This window comes from Nocardia sp. NPDC058705 (assembly GCF_042749305.1).
In the GTDB taxonomy this organism is placed as follows: domain Bacteria; phylum Actinomycetota; class Actinomycetes; order Mycobacteriales; family Mycobacteriaceae; genus Nocardia.
In genome coordinates, this window is sequence record NZ_JBHYRN010000018.1 from 68,380 (window position 1) to 85,806 (window position 17,427).

Consider the following 17,427-nt stretch of genomic DNA (forward strand, 5'->3'; position numbering starts at 1 on the left):
TACTAGGCGCCCAAGGCATTCAGGATGTGCGGACGTGCCTTCCACAGCTCGTCTTCCCAGTACTTCCACGAGTGGGTACCGGAAGCGCCGATGTCGTACACGGCGTTGATGCCGAGGGTGTTGAGGCGACGCTGGAAGGCCAGCGTGCTCACGAACGAGATGGCCTCGATGCCCATCGCGTTGGCGGTGTTGTAGGCACCGCCGAGACCGGCGGGCTTGTCGTGCTGGGCGGGCAGACCGTTGGCCGAGGAGATGAACATCGGCAGGCCGCGCAGCTCCGGCGCGAACACCATCGGGTCCATCCGCAGCCACGCCGAGCTCCACGGAGCGGCCATGGCGTCGACGTTGAAGCGGCCCGCGTCGAGCATCATCACGCGGATGGCCTCACGCATACCCGGGGCGCCCCAGTTCAGCGGGCCCGAGAGCGAGGACGCGTGCTTGAACTGATCGCGGTTCAGCGCGGCGAGGCGCAGCGCGGCCGGGCCCGACATCGACAGGCCGAGCACCGCGTTGTTCTTGCGGGACACGCCGTAGCCCTCGAGGAAGGCCGGGAGCTCTTCGGTCAGGAAGGTCTCCCACTTGTAGGTGGTCTTCTGGCCGTTGGTGTTGCTGGCGGCGGTCCAGTCGGCGTACCAGCTGGACTGGCCACCGACGGGCATCACCAGGGTGACGTTGTCGCCTGCGAACTGCTGCATCGCGTTGGTCTCGAAAGACCAGGCATTGCGGTCGTCACGAGCGCGAAGGCCGTCGAGTAGGTAGAGCGCGGCGTTGCCGCCGTTACGCGCCCACTGGACCTGGACCTTCACGGGGCCCATCTTGGAGGGCACCATGAGTTCTTCGTAGCCACCGGCCGGTGCGCGCAGCACGGGTGCCGACACCGACGGTGCGGCGAGCGCGGTCGGGGCCGCTCCCGCGGCGATCGGCAGCACGAGGGCTGCAGCGCCGACAGCTAGAATTCGATTACGCCAACCACGAGATGCCGGCGCGACGGCCTTGCCGAAACGCATGTGAATTCCGCTCTCTTTCTGCTGTTATGGCATGCCAGACGCGTCTTGCCGCCCGCGACACGGCCCCGACAGCCCGGTCGATCAGACGGAGGAAACAACGATCTGGTCACACTTACGCTCGCTGGAGGATATTCGACCCACGAATTAACCGCAAGGGCAACAGAACTCGGTTGTGAAATGCCCGCATGCACGGCGTGTCGGATGTGCTCGGACCCAGCCCCGCGAACCTCCGGTTCAGGGTCGTTGCCAGGGGAAAATAAACGCCCGACGCACTAATGCGCCGGGCGTTATGTCTGGATCGACTAACCGATGTTGGCGGACAAATCCGGGATCATCCGCAGCGCTTCGTCATTCCAGGTATTCCAGGCGTGGATGCCGAAGGCCGGGAAAGAGTAGTGGACGTTACGGGCACCGAGTGTCGCCATCCGAACTTCGAATGAACGAGTGTTGGCCAGCGCCAATGCTTCCAGTGCCATGCCGTTCACGGTGGCCATGCTCGGTCCGTCGGTGTTCGTCGGCAGGCCTGAGCCCGCCGCTACCCACAGCCGGGTGTTGTTGCCTACCAAGTTGGGGGCGAACACGAACGGGTCCATCCGCAGCCACTGTGGGCCCCACGGCGGTGCCATGGAGTCCACGTTGTAACCGCCCGCGTCGAGCATCGCGAGGCGAATGGCCTCGCGCATGCCGGGGGCCGAGATGTTCAGGTAGCCCGAATACGCACCGGCGAAGGAGAACTGGTCCGGGTGGTAGGCGGCCAGCGTGAGCGCGGCAGAGCCGCCCATCGACAGTCCGAAGACGCCGTTGCGGTGCGGGTTGAAGCCGAGGCGTGCCGACAGCGCGTTGCGCAGGTCGCCGGTGAGGAACGATTCCCACTGGTAGCGGTAGCTCTTGCCCGGTCCGCCCGAGAGAGCGTTGGCCGCGCCGGAACCGGAGGCGGGTGCGCCCTGGCCGGGAATGCCGAAGAATTCGCTCGGTGCGTTCCAGTCGGCGTAGAAGCTGGACATGCCGCCGACCGGCATCACCACGTTGATATTGGCCGCGGCGAGCGCATTGGGGATATCGGTTTCGATCTCCCAGCCGTTGAGGTGTTCCGGTGCGCGCATGCCGTCGAGAACGTAGACGACCCGGTTGGTGTTGCCGTCGGCCGCGCGCAGCACGCGCGACTTGATCGGGCCCATTCCGGAGTCGACCCAGAAGTCGAAGGCGGCGCCGTTGAAACCGGCCGAGGCGGGAGCGACACCGCCGGAGACGGCCGTCGCGATCGGAACGAGTAGAGCCATGGATACGCCCGCGGCCCAGCGCCGAGCCCACGAACCAGGGGCTGCGGTCTTCACGGGCCCACGCTTGCGGCGCAGTGTTCGCATTCGACTAGACCTTTCTCGCAGACCGAACGCGCAAATCCCGAGCTACGCAGTCGGATCCCTCATCGGACGTCGCGCGGAACCAATCCAGGGCAAAACGGACGATTCAACCTCGACGCATGCTCACTGTGTATAAATCGGTGACGAATGGTCTACATGTTGCTGGAAAGTGACCCGAAGCACAACTCTCAGCCTAATTTGCGGCTGGCGCCGCGGTTCTCGGCGCTTAACTCCGCCTCTTCCCTCCCTCCGGGCACTCCTTCGTCGCACCCTCCGGTCAGTCCAGAGGCGGAGGCGCGCCGAGAACACCCAGGCGGACCTGGCCCAGGTGTTTGAACTGGGTCTAATTGGGGTCCGAACCCTCCCAGAACACGAAGCCGCCCGGTGCTGACGAGAGCACCGGGCGGGTTCTGGGGGTCTAGCGGTGTGACTAACCGATGTTCGCGGACAGGTCCGGGATCATGCGGTTGACTTCGGTTTCCCAGTTGCGCCAGTTGTGCACGCCGGTGATCGGGAAGTCGAAGTGGGCGTTGCCGCCGCCGAGGGTGGCCATGCGGACCTGGAACGCGCGGCTGTTCACCATCGCGAGCAGTTCCAGCGGCACGCCCTGGACGATCTCCATCGGGTTGGACACATCGCCCGCGCCGGGGATACCGCTGGCCGCGGAGACCCAGATGCGGGTGCCGTTGGCGACCAGGCGCGGAGCGAACACGAACGGGTCCATGTGGAACCACTGCTGGCCCCACGGCGGCGCCATCGCGTCGATGTTGAACGCACCGGCCGAGATCATCGCCACGCGCATGGCTTCACGCATACCGGGCGCCGAGATGTTCAGGTAGCCGGAGAACGAGCCCGCGAAGCTGAACTGGTCGGGGTGGTAGGCGGCCAGCGTCAGGGCGGCGGAGCCACCCATCGACAGGCCGAACACGCCGTTGTTGTTGGGGTTGAAGCCCAGTCGAGCCGACAGCGCGTTGCGCAGGTGGCTGGTGAGGAAGGTTTCCCACTTGTAGGTGTTCTTCTTGCCTGCCACCTGGGTGGGCGCGACCGACGAACCGGTCATCGCCGAACCGGTCGCGGCCGAACCGGTGGAGCTACCACCCGAACCGGCGTCGAGACCGAAGTAGCTGCTCGGTGCGTTCCAGTCCGCGTAGAAGCTGGACTGGCCGCCGACCGGCATCACGACGTTGATATTGGCGTCCATCAGGGCGCGGGCGACATTGGTGTCTTTTTCCCAGCCGCTGAGGTCGTCGCCCGCACGCATACCGTCGAGCGCGTAAACAACCCGATTGGTGTTGCCATCGGCCGCGCGGAAGATCCGCGACTTGATCGGGCCCATCTCCGAGTCGACCCAGAAGTCGAAACCTGTGGGATCGAAAGCCGCGTTCGCGGTACCGACGGGACCGGTCACCGCCGCACCGATCGGCAGCACTACAGCCAGGGAGAGAAGCACCGATCGTTTGAGCCAGCCGGCTCCCCGGGCTCTGAGACGTCCGCCACGCATTCTGTTATGGGCCTTTCCTCGTGCGGTTCGCGCGGAACCGCGGTTGCAATGACCGCCGACTAGATACCGGCACACCAGTGCGCCGACGGGCCGTTCCTCCAGTGACCATATCGCTACATCCATAGCTTGGCGTTACCGAAAAGTGATTTAGCGGCGAACACCACAGAATAAGACCTGGCCAACCGGGGTACCTCATAGGTTCACCCGGCTGATCAGGCCGCTCAGCGCGGGGGTTCGGGGAATGGATCGACCAATCCGCAGCGCTGGATCTCGTACTTGGGGATCCGGTCGATCCGGTACTTCGAGAACGCCAGCGCATTGCGGAAGTTGTGCTTGAACCGGTCGAGGGTGAGCGGTTCACGCACCGAGACCATCAAGGCCTGGGTTTCCGGGCACGACATCGCCGTGCGCGCCTGGGTGACCCATTGCTCGTCCATGTACCAGGGCATCCACGGGTGGATGTCGACCATGCCCGAGTCGGCGACGACCCAGTCCGGCAGCAGGCTCTTGTCGTGGCCGATGCGGCCGTCGGCGAGGCGGTCGGAGTGGGCGGCCAGCGGGTAGGCCAGACCCATCGGGTCGATCACGCGGACGCTCAGCGGCACGTTCATGCTGGTCATGCCCAGGTTCAGGAAGTAGACCGTGTGGCCGGACCCCTCGGCGGGGATCGGCTCCGGTGGCGGGTCGAGGTACCAGAACGTGAACGCGGGCGAGTTCAGCAGTAGGCCGCCCTTGGGGTTGGCGGCGATGTCGTTGACCATGGCCCGCATGCGCGGGTAGTCGAGGTAGTCCTCGGCCCGGATCGGGTGGTCCTTGCCGGTGTTGAGCACGTAGTAGATGCGCTCGTCGACGATGCCGGAGGGGCGGATCTTGGTGCCGGTCGTGATCGCGGTCGTGTTGGACGCGTACAGCGACCAGCCCGCCGAACCGAGCAGCGCGACCAACAGGGCCACGACCGACCAGTCCGACTTGCGGAAATGCAGCGGAATCGGAACCACAGCCACCGGCAGCAGCAGCAGGAACAGCTGGGTGAGAAGCATCCGCCCGTGCATGAAGTCGCCGCCGACGCGCACCGCGTACACGGTCAGCAGCAGGCCCGACCCCAGCACCATCACCATCACCGCGCTCGGCGACCGCAGCCACTGGCGAATCCCGGTCACCGAGAACTTCGGCAGGGCGAAGCCACGGGAAAGACCCGCGATCACCCCGGCGATCAGCAGCACGAGCAGCGGGATCCACAGGTAGTACGGGCCGACCAGGTCCCACAGGTAGGTGGCGCCCTGACTCCACTTGGCGCCGCCCGCGTCCTTGGCGACCGCGGTGTTCGGATACGGCAGGCCGTAGTAGCCCATCCGCCAGATCTGGTACCCCACCGGCACGACCCCGGCCACGAACACGATCAGCGCGCGCAGCACGATCGGCCCGAACCGGAACTGCGGCATCGGCGCCAGGAAGATCATCCCGAGCGCGAGCACGCCGATCAGCGTGGCCTCGGGACGAACCAGCGGCGCGAGCCCGGCCAGGAAAACGAGCCCCAACAGCGAGGGCACACGCACGACCGCGGCCTGACTCCACCGGATCATCAGCAACCACAGCAGCCCGACCCAGCAGATCACCAGGCCGCTCTCCAGCCCGGAGGTCGCGTAATCACGCGCGGGCGGCAGCGCGATGTAGACGAGCACACCGGCCGGAATCAGCAGCTGACCACTGGTTCCACCCCACAGCCGCGCGGTGCCGAGCATCGCGAACACCACCGCGAGCACCGAAACCACCAGCGACACCCCGAGCACCACGTACTCGAGGCGGGCCTGGGTGAGCCAGGAGAAGAACCAGACCAGGTAGGTCCACGCGGTGCTGGTGTTGGCCTCGACCCGCTCGTCGACATTGAAGACCGGGCCGTTGCCCGCGAGCAGGTTGCGGATCGTGCGCAACACGATCAGGCCGTCGTCGGCGATCCAGCGCCGATTCCAGGCGCCCACCGTGAACAGCACGGCGGTGACGACCACCCCACCGACGAAGATGGCGCGGGACAGCACCGATTTACGCAGGTCTCTGCGCGCCGACTCGTCGTCGCGTAGAGGTTCGTATTCGGTTGAATCCTGCTCCGCTACCAACATCTCGTCAGGTGAGATAGACAGCGACACCTACCGCTCCGATCCAGGCAATAGCGAGGAACTGCAGGATGCGGTCCCCCAACGCGATCTCTTCGGGTTCTCCGGCCTCGCCACCATCGACGTCGACCGCGTAACGCAGGATTGCGATGGTAAACGGGATCATCGAGATCGAGTACCACTGGGTGTCTCGAGCCGAGTCCTGCTGGAATGCCCAGAGGCCGTAGAACACCACGACCGCGGTGGCGGCGAGCGTCCAGATGAAGCGCAGGTAGGTCGGGGTGTAGTACTCGAGCGACTTGCGGATCTTGGCGCCGGTGTCGAGCGCGATCGCCAGTTCGGCGTAGCGCTTGCCCGCGGCCATGAACAGCGAGCCGAACGCCATGATCAGCAGGAACCACTGCGACAGCGCGATGCCCGCGGCCGCGCCACCGGCGACGGCGCGCAGCAGGAAGCCCGAGGACACGATGCAGATATCGAGCACGGCCTGGTGCTTGAGGCCGAGGCAGTAGGCGAGCTGGATGCCGATGTAGATCGCCATCACCACGGCCAGGTGCCAGGACGCCAGGAACGAACCGGCGATCGAACCGACCAGCAGCACCGCTGCCAGCGCGTAAGCCAGCTTGACAGGAACCACGCCCGCCGCGATCGGCCGGAAGCGCTTGGTGGGGTGCGCCCGGTCGGCGTCGACGTCGAGCGAGTCGTTGACCAGGTAAATGCCGGAGGCCGCCATGCAGAACACGATGAAGGCGATCGCGACGTGCAGCAGGATGCCCGCGTCGCCGACCGCTTCCGGTCCGACGGCGAGCGGCGCGGCGAGCACCAGGACGTTCTTGACCCACTGACGTGGGCGCATGGCCTTGATGACACCACCGAGCAGAGTCTTCGGCGGGCCCTTCACAGCACCCTCGTCGAGGACGGCGGCGGACGGTTCTTCGCTCATCTGGGCCAAAGTTCTTTCAGTTGCGGTCACTGTGTTCCATTCTGGCGCTCACAAGCCCTGCGTGGTTACGCAAGCTTCCGCCTCCGGGCTTTGAGCTCGCCGCCAGGGCGGAGTCTCTTTTCGGCAGCTAGCACGGCAGCAGCCGACGCGGCCCCCAAAGCGGAACCGGCGATCACGTCGGAAGGGTAATGCACCCCGAGCACAACCCGGGACAGCAGCATCGGTGGGACGATCACCGCTGGCAAGGGTAGCCCGGTGAGCCGTCCAAGCAACACCGCCGCCGCCGTCGTGGACGTGGCGTGCGAGGACGGGAAGCTCAGTTTGCTCGGCGTCGACACGTTGACCTGCACCGACGGATCATTGGGCCGCGGGCGCCGGACGATGCGCTTGATCACGATCGACGCGGCGTGCGCGCCGACCGCGCCCACCGCGACCCCGGCCCACTGACGGCGGCGCGGCTTGTCGACCACCCAGCCCGCCGCGGCGATGCCGACCCAGCCGAGCGCGTGCTCGCCGAAGTGCGACATGCCGCGCGCGGCGGAGATCACGGCAGGGCTGGTGCCGATGGTGCCCTGCACGGCGTTGAGGATCGCGACCTCGACCGGGACCTCTTCGTAGTCGCCGCAGCAGCCGCCACCGCAGCAACCTTCGTCGGCCATTTCCACTTCGGGGAGTTCGGTGTCGGTCACTTCGTCGTTCCGTTCAGGCCGAAGGTCTTCTCCCACGCCGCCGTGCTGGTGAGCTCGGCGTGCGCGGCCCGGTAGCGCTGCTGCATTTCCGGGAAGCGGGCGGTCAGTTCCTTGCGCAGGCGCAGGGCTTCCTTGAGCAGGTCGCGGGCCTGGCGCGGGTTGCGCTTGCGGTAGACGACGCCGCGCCCGTCGGCGGTGGTCACGGTGACACCGTCGACCTGCGAGAGCAGATACCAGCGCGCGTCCAGCGTTGGCACGTTGAGCTGCGGGGTCTCGTAGGTGGCCGGGTCGGCCTTGCGGAAGTTGTGCACCACGCCCTTGGCCAGGCGGGCGACCTTCGCGATGGGGTTGCCCGGTTCGCCGACCGCGCCGACGCCGTGGCGGTTGGCCAGGGGTAGTTCGGTGGACGACGGCACGACGACCGCGTCCGGGAACTCCTTGCGCATGGCGTGGATCTTGCCGAGCGCGGTGGGGAGCATGTCGTGCAGACCCTCGGGACCGGCCAGGAAGTCGCGGATCGCCTCGTTCTGAATGGCGACCGTCGAATATTCCAGGCAGAGAAGGTGTTTCAGTGTTGCCTTGACCGTGTTGACGATCATCGGCTTGCCGTCGCCGGGCAGATACATCGAGGCGACGACCAGGCGGTTGCGCAGGTGGAAGTAGGCCTGCCAGTCGATGGCGTCGTCCTTGTCGGACCAGGCCATGTGCCACACGGCCGCGCCCGGCAGCGTCACCGTCGGGTAGCCGGCTTCGCGGGCGCGCAGACCGTATTCGACGTCGTCCCACTTGAGGAACAGCGGCAGCGGCTGACCTATCTCTTCGGCGACCTGACGCGGGATCAGACAGGTCCACCAACCGTTGAAATCAACGTCGATACGCCGGTGCAGCAGCTTGGAGTTGTCGCGATCCTTGAGCGGGTACTTCGAGAAATCGTGGTCGTAATCGACGTTGGCCGGGGCACTCCACATGAAGACGCCGCGGTCCACGACCTCGCCCATCACGTGCAGGTGTGAACGTTCCTGCAGGTTGAGCATCTGCCCACCGGTCAGCACCGGCGACTTCGCGAAGCGCGAGAAGGCAAGGGCGCGCAGGATCGAGTCCGGCTCGATCTCGATGTCGTCGTCCATGTAGGCGATGAATTCGGCATCGGTCGTCTTCAGCGCCTCGTACATGACCCGGCTGTAACCGCCGGAACCACCGAGGTTGGGCTGGTCGTGGATGGCGAGGCGATCACCGAGAACGCTTGCGGCTTCGGCGAATCCGGGCTCGTCGACCACCTTGCGGGTGCCCTGATCGGGGATGATCACCGCGGCGATCTTCTCCAGCACGAGCGGGTCGGAGCCAAGTGCACCAAGGGTTTTCACCGCGTCGGTGGGGCGGTTGAACGTCGGCATGCCGACCGCGATGGTCCCGTTGCCCGGCGCTTCCTGCGGCGCGTAGTACCCACCGGCGAGCAGTGTGACGGCGGTGTCGGTGGTGATGTCGAACCAGATCCAGCCGCCGTCTTCGAACGGGCCCAGATCGGTTTCGAACTCCACGACCACCGAGTCCGCGCCCTGTGCGACGGCGAATTCCTTGCCCTGCACGTGGATTCGCGAACCGTCGGCCTTGGAGCGGTAGACGTCGGCGCGGCCGTGCCCGGCCAGTTCCAGTCGCAGCACGACCGACTTCAGCACGCTCCAGCGACGCCAGTAGCTGGCGGGCAGCGCGTTGAAATAGGTGCAGAACGACACCTCCGACTCCGCGCCGATCGACAGCGCGGTGCGGCTGGTGGCGTGTGCGCGACGGGCGTTGGTGGTGGATTCCTCCAGGTAGAGGGTGCGCACGTCCAAGGGCTCGCCCGGTCGCGGCAGGATGACGCGCTGCAGCAGCGAGATGGCGCGGGTTTCGGTCTGCACGTCTTCGAGCATCGCCTTGGTCATGCCTCGTCCACCAGCGGCGCGCCGGATTCCAGGTGCGGGCGCAGGACATTTTCGAACATGGTCAGTGCCGAACCGATCGCCATGTGCATGTCCAGGTACTGGTAGGTGCCCAGTCGGCCGCCGAACAGCACCTTCTTGGTGGCGGTTTCCTTCTTGGCGCGCTCGCGGTATGCGAGGAGCTTGGCGCGGTCGTCGGGGGTGTTGATCGGGTAGTACGGCTCGTCGCCGGTCTGCGCCGAGCGGGAGAATTCGCGCATGATGACCGTTTTGTCGGTCGGGTAGTCGCGCTCGGGGTGGAAGTGGCGCGGCTCGATGATGCGGGTGAACGGGACGTCGGCGTCGTTGTAGTTCATGACGCTGGTGCCCTGGTAGTCACCCTGTTCCAGCACCTCGGTCTCGAAATCGATGGTGCGCCAGCCCAATTCGCCTTCGGCGTAGTCGAAGTAGTGGTCCAGCGGGCCGGTGTAGACCACGGGTGCGTCCGGGTTGGCGGCGACGATCTCGTCACGCACGTCGAACCAGTCGGTGTTCACCCGCACCTCGATGAGGTCGGAGGCGGCCATGTTCTCCAGCCACTTCGTGTAGCCCTCCTTGGGGAGGCCCTCGAAGGTGTCGTTGAAGTAGCGGTTGTCGAAGTTGTAGCGCACCGGCAGGCGGGTGATGTTGCCCGCGGGCAGCTCGCGCGGGTCGGTCTGCCACTGCTTGGCGGTGTAGTCGCGCACGAACGCCTCGTAGAGGGGACGGCCGATCAGTGAGATCGCCTTCTCCTCGAGGTTCTGCGCGTCACCGGTCTCGACCTCGGCGGCCTGCTCGGCGATGAGCGCCTTGGCCTCTTCCGGGGTGAAGTAGCGACCGAAGAACTGCGAGATCAGACCCAGCCCCATCGGGAACTGGTAGGCCTGGCCCTTGTGCATGGCGAACACCCGGTGCTGATACCCGGTGAACTCGGTGAACTGGGTGACGTAATCCCAGACCTTCTTGTTCGACGTGTGGAACAGGTGCGCACCGTACTTGTGGATCTCGATACCGGTCTGCGGTTCGGGCTCCGAGTAGGCATTACCACCCAGGTGGTAGCGGCGGTCGAGCACCAGCACCCGCTTGCCCAGCACGTTCGCCGCACGCTCGGCGACGGTCAGCCCGAAGAAACCGGAGCCGACCACGATCAGGTCGTACTGGTTTGCCGGTGCATTGGAATCTGCGTTGACGGAGTTACCCTCAGGCGATGCGGCGGTCACGGGTGCCCAGCGTATCGGAAGACCGCAAATTGTCCCGGTGGAGTCACCGATCACCCCCTGACCAGGCCATATCTTCCTGCCGGTCGGAAGGTGGCGCCGACTGTCAGTACTGCGGGTATTGCGGGTAGCCGCCCGGCCGACCCGCTCTGATCCAGCGGCCCGTGGACGGGGCGACTACGAGCAGGAAGATCAGCAGGGGGATCGCGCCGCCCACGGCACCGCCGATCAGCACCATCGTCGCTTCGTCTCCCGCGGCGCCGTTGCCACTCAGCAGGGGGATCGCGGTCGAGAGCACGCTGAACACCACGCCGATCCCGGACAGGATGATCAGGATCACCCGCCCGGAGGTCTTGCGCCGGAACAGCAGGATCGCGCCGAGCAGCCACAGCAGGCAGGCCGCGGACCCGACCAGCAGGCTGAGGGTCGCCGCGGATCGAACCTCGTCCGGGGTGGCGCTTCCGGTGTTCTCGCTGAACAGGATCGCCGCGGCAAGGCCTATGCCGCCCAGTCCGAGCACTGACAGAATCAGCGAGATCACCGCGGCGGTGATCGCGGTTCCGCCGCCGGCCCGAGGCTGGCCGTAGCCGGGGTACGGTGCGGCGCCGTAAGCCGGTGCGCCATAACCATTGTGGGCGGGCGCGCCGTAGGGCTGAGCGTAGCCCGGCTGGGCACCGTACGGGTCGGGCCCGTAGCCGGGTTGTGCGTAACCCTGGCCCGCGTACGGATCTTGGCCCTGCTGTGGGCCGTACGGATACCCCATCGTGTCCCCCTCTTGGCGAGCTGTACCTGTGGCCGCTGTCTGGTGTCCCGGCCCCGCGGCGATGCTGACCTGCTGAAACTATACGTTCGGTCCGACAACATCTTCCGGGCGAGCGAGGGTGTAGGCGGCGGTCCACGGCAGGGCAGCGGGCAACAGCACGAGTCCACCGAGCAGCGCGCTCGAAAGTGCCGCTGCCCAACTGTGATTCACCATCGCCGTCACCGCACCGGGTACCCCACCGAGGCCGATCAGAATCGAACGGGCGACGGATTCGTCGGCGAACCAGTGGATCCCGTATCCGGAGTCGTAGTTCACGAGGGTGGCGAGCAGGCCGAGTAGACCGAGGGCGAGCTGCGCGGCTGCGGCGACGACGATCACCCATCGCCCGGTCTCGTCCCGGCGCGCCAAGAGCACGCCGCCGTAGACGAACGCGACCACCGACACCAACGCGCCGAGCGTGGCGAACAACGCCAGCGAGTCGTCGAGTTCGCCCGGATCGCTCAGGAACGACCGCACCAGAACCACAGCACCCACCAGATTCGCCAGCGCGGCGACCCCCGCGAGGCATACGACGACGATCGCCGCCACCTCACCGCTCTTCGACTTCGTCTCCAGCACGACCATCCCCCGACCGTAGCGTTATCGACCGCGCCGTACCGAGTTCGAGCCCAAGCGCGTCGAGCCGACCACTACCGGGTGAGGGTCCAGCGCCGGGTCGGCTCACTCAAACTGAGCGCGAGGATCACCACATTGAGCACCAACCACGCATCCAGCGGCCCGAACCGCCACCCGTGACTGGCTCCGTTGAGCACGATGACCAGCAAAGTCGCCCCCGCCATCACCGCCGTCATGGTGATCAACATGCGTCTACCGAGCATCCGCCGCCGCAACAACAGCACCGCCCCCAGCAGATACACCACTCCCAACCCCCCGACGATCCCCGCGCCCACATAATCGAGATCGAGCTCGCGACCGACCGCCCGCAGCACCGAGGTCGCCGTCCCGACGACGATTCCCGCTGCACCGACCAGCACCCCGAGCCAGCCGGCGATCACCGCGGTCACCGCACGCGAAGGCCGCTCCGACCGCACCTGTTCCACCACTGTCCCCGCTATTTGTCGACGTCGCCGTCAGTTATACGGCGGAACCGGCGGACGCGGGATGTTCAACGGCGCGAGCTGGGCATTCGGTGGAGTCTGGATCCAGCGGTCGGTGGCTGGCACCAACGCCGCCACCAGCATCGCCGCGGCCGCCGCGACAAGCCCCATATCGATCATTGCCAGGAATCCATCGTCGCTGCGGTCGCCGATGATCGCCCACCAGAGTGCGACTGCCAGCGCGATCTCACCGCCCACGACAACCATCCACTTTCCGAGCTGCTTGCGCTTCAGCAACAGGAACCCGCCGATTCCGAGCAGCACCGCGAACACGGCGAACAGCCCAAGCCGCAATACGGAATCGGCAACGATCCCAGATCGGTATGGCTCGAAGAAGTCATCCGAATAGATACTGACCAGCCCGTACACACCGGTGACAACACCGAGGGCGCTCATGATTCCGGTCGCAAGCGCCAACCCCCCGGCGATCCCGCTGGCCAGCGAGCTCGGGGACACCGGATGCGATGGGCGCGCCCGGCTTGGATTCCCGCCGCCCATCGGCTGTGCCTGCATCCCAGACGGTGGTTGCGGAAAACCTTGTGGCCCTGGCTGAAAACTCACTTGCTCCCCCGAAATGGTCCAGTCGCGATAGCGCTCCGCGTCGGAGCTTACCCACGGCGTCGCGGCGGAGACCGAGACAACCGCGCCCGGACAATTGCTGCCTGGGCGCGGTTGTCATCTCGATGTCCAGCGGCATGCCCGCCAACTCTTCAGGCGGGATGTGCTGCGGCGTAAGCGCGGAACGCTTCCAGGATGTACTCGGCAGTACCTTCACCGTGCACGTCGTAGTTCTTCCGGAAGCGCGGATCGGCGACATACATCTCGCCGAGACCGACCAGGTATTCGTTGGTCACCGGCTTACCTTGCGTACCGTCGCCGAGCCACACCCGGTGACGCGCGACGATCGCCTGAACTTCAGCCCCATCGACGGGAAGTCCTGCGGCCGCGGCCTTTCCGAAGTCGGCGGCGATATCACGCTGGGCCTGCAGGAACGCCTTCTTGTCGCCCTCGGTCAGCGAACGCCACCAGCGGTCGCCGCTCTCGTACGCGTCCCTACCCCAGCGCTCGGTGACTTCTTCCTTGTACTGCGTGTGGTCGAAACCGTCGAAAACCTCTGCGGCCATGAGCGGTTCACCTCTTTCTGTCTTGCGCAACGTGGTCGACACCGATTCGATCTGCCGCGCCACCCGATCCTGTTGTTGCCGAAGCAATTCCAGGTGGGTGCGCAGCGCACCGGCGGTGTCCTGTTCACCGGCGAGAACCTCGGCGATCACGGGGAGTCCGAGGCCGAGTTCGCGCAGCAGCAGGATTCGCTGCAGTCGAACAAGGGAGGTCTGGTCGTAGTAGCGATACCCGTTGGCCCCGATCCGGCTCGGCTCCAACAGGCCGAGCTGCCCGTAGTGGCGCAATGTGCGACTGGTGGTTCCCGCGGCTTTCGCGAGGTCCTGAATGGACCATTCACCCACCATGACCTGCTCCCTTTCTCGTCGGTATCTCCACTCTGCAAGTTGACGCTACGTCAAGGTCAAGCGTTCGCGGGAACTCGTGCCGGAGCGCCTGCGATCGGCTCGGTCGAAGTTCCGACGACCCGCGACGGGATCTGACCGAGCACGGTGCCTGCGAGGGCGACACCGAAGCCGACGATTTGCAGCGCGGTCAGCGCCTGACCCAGTGTGATCCAGCCGATCACCGCGGCCGACACCGGGCTGAGCAAGGCGAGGAAGACCACCGAAGTCGCTGGTACGCGCGAGATTCCACGGAACCACAGCCAGTAGGCCAGCGCGGTGCCGATGATGCCGAGGTACAGGTAGCCGCCGACGGCCTGACCGTCGAGCGCGGGCGGCGCGCCTTCGATCACCAGGGCGAGCGGCGCGATGAACAGCCCGCCCACGGTGAGCTGCCAACCGGTCATGGCGAGCGGGCCGACGCCCTCGGGTCGACCCCATTTCTGGGTGAGCACGGTTCCCGCCGCCATCGACGCCGCACCGGCGAGCCCGGCGAACACCCCGATCACGTCGAGTTCGGCGGTGCCGCGGAGCACCACCAGCGAAACGCCGACCACGCCGACGACACCCGCGATCGCCTTGCGCCTCGACGGCGCCTCGGCCAGCAGCACCGCGGCGAACCCGAGCGCGAAAATCGGCGCGACCGCACCGAGCACCCCGGCGACCCCACCCGGCAGCCGATACGCGGCCAGGAACAGCAGTGGGAAGAACACGCCGATATTGAGCACACCCAGCACCGCGGCCCGGCCGAGCCACTTGCCGTGCGGCAGCACTCTGGTCAGCGCGAGCAGCACCAATCCGGCGGGGAGTGCGCGCATCAGCGCGGTGAACAGCGGCCGGTCCGGCGGCAGGAGTTCGGTGGTCACCGCGTAGGTGGAGCCCCACACGATGGGGGTGAGTGCAGTGAGCGCGAGGGTGCCCGCGTAAGACGGGCGGGTTGCGGTCGTCATGTTCACTCCTGATTGATAATCTCAACATTGAAATATCTACTCGCCGGAGTATCTCTTCGTCAAGTAGATGAACGTTAAGAATTTCAATCGAGAGGGAAAAGAGATGCGCGACGCGGTCGACCTGATCACCGAGCACTGGCACACCGCACGGCCTGACGTCGACGTCTCACCGATGGCGATCATCGGCCGGATCAACCGGATATCACGCGTCCTCGAACAGGAGCTGAAGCAGTTCTTCGCAGGTCACGGCCTTGAGCGCTGGGAGTTCGACGTGCTGGCCACCCTGCGTCGCTCCGGCGGCGAAGTCGGCCTCACCGCGGGTGCGCTCAATCGCGCGGCCATGATCACCTCCGGCGCCATCACCAACCGCATCGACCGCCTGGCCGCGAAGAACCTGGTCCGGCGCGTCCCCTCCCCCGACGACCGCCGCTCGATCTTCGTCCAGCTCACCGCCGAGGGCCGCGAACTCGTCGACCGTCTCCTACCGCTGCACGTGGCGAACGAGCAGCGCCTGCTCGCCGCCTTGGGCTCCACCGACCGCGCGCAACTCGCCGACCTACTGCGCACCCTGGCGGTGGCACTGAACGACACCACGCTCGATTGAGCAGTGCAGGACTGGCGTAATCGTACAAATCGCGACGTTTTAATCAGTTTTCTGATTATTCGGAGGCGTTTGGGTGATTACGCCAGTCACTCCCCGTCGTGCGGGCCGGGCGCCGCGCCGAGGTCCGGCTGGCTGTTTTCGGGGTGCGCGCCAGGCGACGCGGCCGGATTCACCGGTCCGTGGACCGGTTCACCCCTGACCTCGGCGTCGGTGGGGACCTGCAGTGCCTGCGGGTCGACCGGCGATACCGCTTGAGGCACACTGCCTTCCGGTGTTTTCAGCTGGGGTCGACCCGATGCGGTCGAAGGCAACTGGTCACCCGCCTCGGGTACCAACTGGAGCAGCGTGGAGAAGTCGACCACCTGGGCGCCGAGCGTCTGCGTCGCCACGATGACGCCGTTCGTGTACAGCCGGTACGTGCCCGCCCGTTGCGGCAGCAGCATTTCCGGGCCGATCGGCTCACCCACCGCACTGTTGGCGCCGCCGATCCGCCGGTACTCGGTGTCGATCACCGACTCGCCCGCCAGTGCCTCGATGGTCAGATCCGGCTCGGCCGGTACGGCGGGAATCGGTGGGGCAGGGGCGGATTCGACGAGTTCGTCCGGTGACGGTCCGACCTCGAAGGTCTCGATATCGGCGGGGCGCCCGCCGTCGGGAGCGGCCGAGTACTCCGAACGCAGGATCTGTCCGTCGCGCAGCAGCACGGTGCCGGTGGTGGCGGCGACCGCTTCGGTGGAGCGCGAATCCTCTTTCACCGTACCGGGATAGGCCTGGCAGTCGGTGGTATCGCAGGTCTGCGCGTAGGCGTAGCGGTTCTCGGCGAGGGCATAGGAGCGGGCCGCGATCGCCTGTGCGCGAAGGGCTTCGAAGGCGCCCTGGTCGGCCCAGTTGGCCTGCATTTCCGCGGGCAGAACGCCGGCGAGGTAGTCGTCGAGATCCACTTCGTTGACGGTCCGGAAAGACTCGCCCTCGAGCGCGACACCGAGCGCACCGCGATAGGCGGTGCCGCCGCAGAGGGTCAGGTGTTCCTCGGCGGGTCTGCCCGCGCCGTGGCCCAGCGGGTAGACGAACGGATCGTCGGTGGCGGCCTGCCACAGGACTTCTCCGTCGCAGCCGGCTGTCACGACCACGTTCGCGCCGCCGTCGGGCAGTGGGGTGAGGTGGGCCGCGTCGCCGGGGCCGATCGTGCGGCCCGCGACCTGCGCGCCCGCGGCGGCGAAGGTGTCGAGGGTGGCGTCGTCTTGCGCTTGGAGCCGGACACCGATCGTTGTCGGGCCGATTTGCCCGAGGTCTGCGCCGGGGTAGTAGTGGCCGAGGATCTCCTCGGCCGACCAACCGGCCCTGGCGTTGTCGAAGGCGCCGACCTGGCTCATGCCGCGACCGTGTCCCGCACCGACGGTCGGCGTGATCTGCCCCGGCAGGATCTGCCACAGCCCGATCGCCCCGGTCAACGCCAGCACAGTGCCGCTGACCAGCACCGGCATCGGCACGGTCCGGATCATCGGCACGGCCCGGCGACGGATGCCACGGCCGGTTCTGCGGTTGATCTTGGTGTCCGCTCTCATACTGCGCTCCCACGGTTTCGCGGTTCTACCGGCGGAACTCGCGTCGGCATGTCGTCGTCGCCGAGCGGGATCCGAGGGCTACATTCGAGCAATCACATAAGTCTCGAGTTGAGGTTG

At 66.4% G+C, this 17,427-nt stretch carries 16 protein-coding genes; 1 reads left to right on the top strand and 15 read right to left on the bottom strand.

Translation table 11 applies throughout. The annotated features are described in order from the left end of the window. Nucleotides 1–2: 2 nt before the first annotated feature. The 14 genes from ACFW6D_RS20765 to ACFW6D_RS20830 all read right to left on the bottom strand — a co-directional run bounded on the left by ACFW6D_RS20765 (nt 3) and on the right by ACFW6D_RS20830 (nt 15,141). Nucleotides 3–1,007: an alpha/beta hydrolase gene (locus ACFW6D_RS20765; protein ID WP_379236373.1), complete on the bottom strand. Its 1,005-nt coding sequence runs from the start codon at nt 1,005–1,007 to the stop codon at nt 3–5. A gap of 302 nt (nt 1,008–1,309) precedes the next feature. Further along, nucleotides 1,310–2,371 carry an alpha/beta hydrolase gene (locus tag ACFW6D_RS20770; RefSeq protein ID WP_379330435.1) on the bottom strand — a complete coding sequence of 354 codons (1,062 nt, stop codon included), beginning with the start codon at nt 2,369–2,371 and terminating at the stop codon, nt 1,310–1,312. A 427-nt stretch (nt 2,372–2,798) separates the two neighbouring features. After that, nucleotides 2,799–3,869: an alpha/beta hydrolase gene (locus ACFW6D_RS20775; RefSeq protein WP_379330437.1), complete on the bottom strand. Its 1,071-nt coding sequence runs from the start codon at nt 3,867–3,869 to the stop codon at nt 2,799–2,801. Between the two features lie 221 nt (nt 3,870–4,090). After that, nucleotides 4,091–5,986 (bottom strand): flagellar motor control protein ZomB, encoded by a 1,896-nt coding sequence (gene zomB / locus ACFW6D_RS20780; protein WP_379330536.1) that lies wholly within the window; start codon nt 5,984–5,986, stop codon nt 4,091–4,093. A 4-nt stretch (nt 5,987–5,990) separates the two neighbouring features. Next, nucleotides 5,991–6,923, bottom strand: a complete 933-nt coding sequence (locus tag ACFW6D_RS20785) for a decaprenyl-phosphate phosphoribosyltransferase (RefSeq protein ID WP_379236379.1) — start codon at nt 6,921–6,923, stop codon at nt 5,991–5,993. A 65-nt stretch (nt 6,924–6,988) separates the two neighbouring features. Continuing rightward, nucleotides 6,989–7,582 (bottom strand): phosphatase PAP2 family protein, encoded by a 594-nt coding sequence (locus tag ACFW6D_RS20790; RefSeq protein ID WP_379330538.1) that lies wholly within the window; start codon nt 7,580–7,582, stop codon nt 6,989–6,991. 26 nt (nt 7,583–7,608) lie between these two features. Further along, on the bottom strand, nt 7,609–9,534 hold the full coding sequence (locus ACFW6D_RS20795) for a glycosyltransferase (RefSeq protein WP_379330439.1): 1,926 nt from the start codon (nt 9,532–9,534) through the stop codon (nt 7,609–7,611). Next, nucleotides 9,531–10,769: a UDP-galactopyranose mutase gene (gene glf / locus ACFW6D_RS20800; protein WP_379330441.1), complete on the bottom strand. Its 1,239-nt coding sequence runs from the start codon at nt 10,767–10,769 to the stop codon at nt 9,531–9,533. Before glf ends, ACFW6D_RS20795 begins: the two co-directional genes overlap by 4 nt. 103 nt (nt 10,770–10,872) lie before the next feature. Next, on the bottom strand, nt 10,873–11,529 hold the full coding sequence (locus tag ACFW6D_RS20805) for a hypothetical protein (protein ID WP_379330443.1): 657 nt from the start codon (nt 11,527–11,529) through the stop codon (nt 10,873–10,875). A gap of 78 nt (nt 11,530–11,607) precedes the next feature. Beyond that, nucleotides 11,608–12,153, bottom strand: a complete 546-nt coding sequence (locus ACFW6D_RS20810; RefSeq protein WP_379330445.1) for a hypothetical protein — start codon at nt 12,151–12,153, stop codon at nt 11,608–11,610. Between the two features lie 65 nt (nt 12,154–12,218). Further along, complete coding sequence (locus ACFW6D_RS20815; protein WP_379330447.1) at nt 12,219–12,629, bottom strand: hypothetical protein; 411 nt, start codon at nt 12,627–12,629, stop codon at nt 12,219–12,221. 30 nt (nt 12,630–12,659) lie between these two features. Beyond that, a complete protein-coding gene (locus ACFW6D_RS20820) occupies nt 12,660–13,055 on the bottom strand; it encodes a hypothetical protein (protein ID WP_379330449.1) in 396 nt (131 codons plus the stop codon). A gap of 341 nt (nt 13,056–13,396) precedes the next feature. Continuing rightward, complete coding sequence (locus ACFW6D_RS20825; RefSeq protein ID WP_379330451.1) at nt 13,397–14,155, bottom strand: MerR family transcriptional regulator; 759 nt, start codon at nt 14,153–14,155, stop codon at nt 13,397–13,399. A gap of 56 nt (nt 14,156–14,211) precedes the next feature. Continuing rightward, nucleotides 14,212–15,141, bottom strand: a complete 930-nt coding sequence (locus ACFW6D_RS20830; protein ID WP_379330453.1) for an EamA family transporter — start codon at nt 15,139–15,141, stop codon at nt 14,212–14,214. Between the two features lie 67 nt (nt 15,142–15,208). Between ACFW6D_RS20830 and ACFW6D_RS20835 the strand changes: the two genes are divergently transcribed. Beyond that, nucleotides 15,209–15,745: a MarR family winged helix-turn-helix transcriptional regulator gene (locus ACFW6D_RS20835; protein ID WP_379330455.1), complete on the top strand. Its 537-nt coding sequence runs from the start codon at nt 15,209–15,211 to the stop codon at nt 15,743–15,745. An 86-nt stretch (nt 15,746–15,831) separates the two neighbouring features. Here the strand turns inward: ACFW6D_RS20835 and ACFW6D_RS20840 are convergent, their stop codons facing one another. After that, entirely contained in the window at nt 15,832–17,310 is a 1,479-nt protein-coding gene (locus tag ACFW6D_RS20840; RefSeq protein WP_379330457.1) for a SpoIID/LytB domain-containing protein, read from the bottom strand. Between the last annotated feature and the right edge of the window lie 117 nt (nt 17,311–17,427).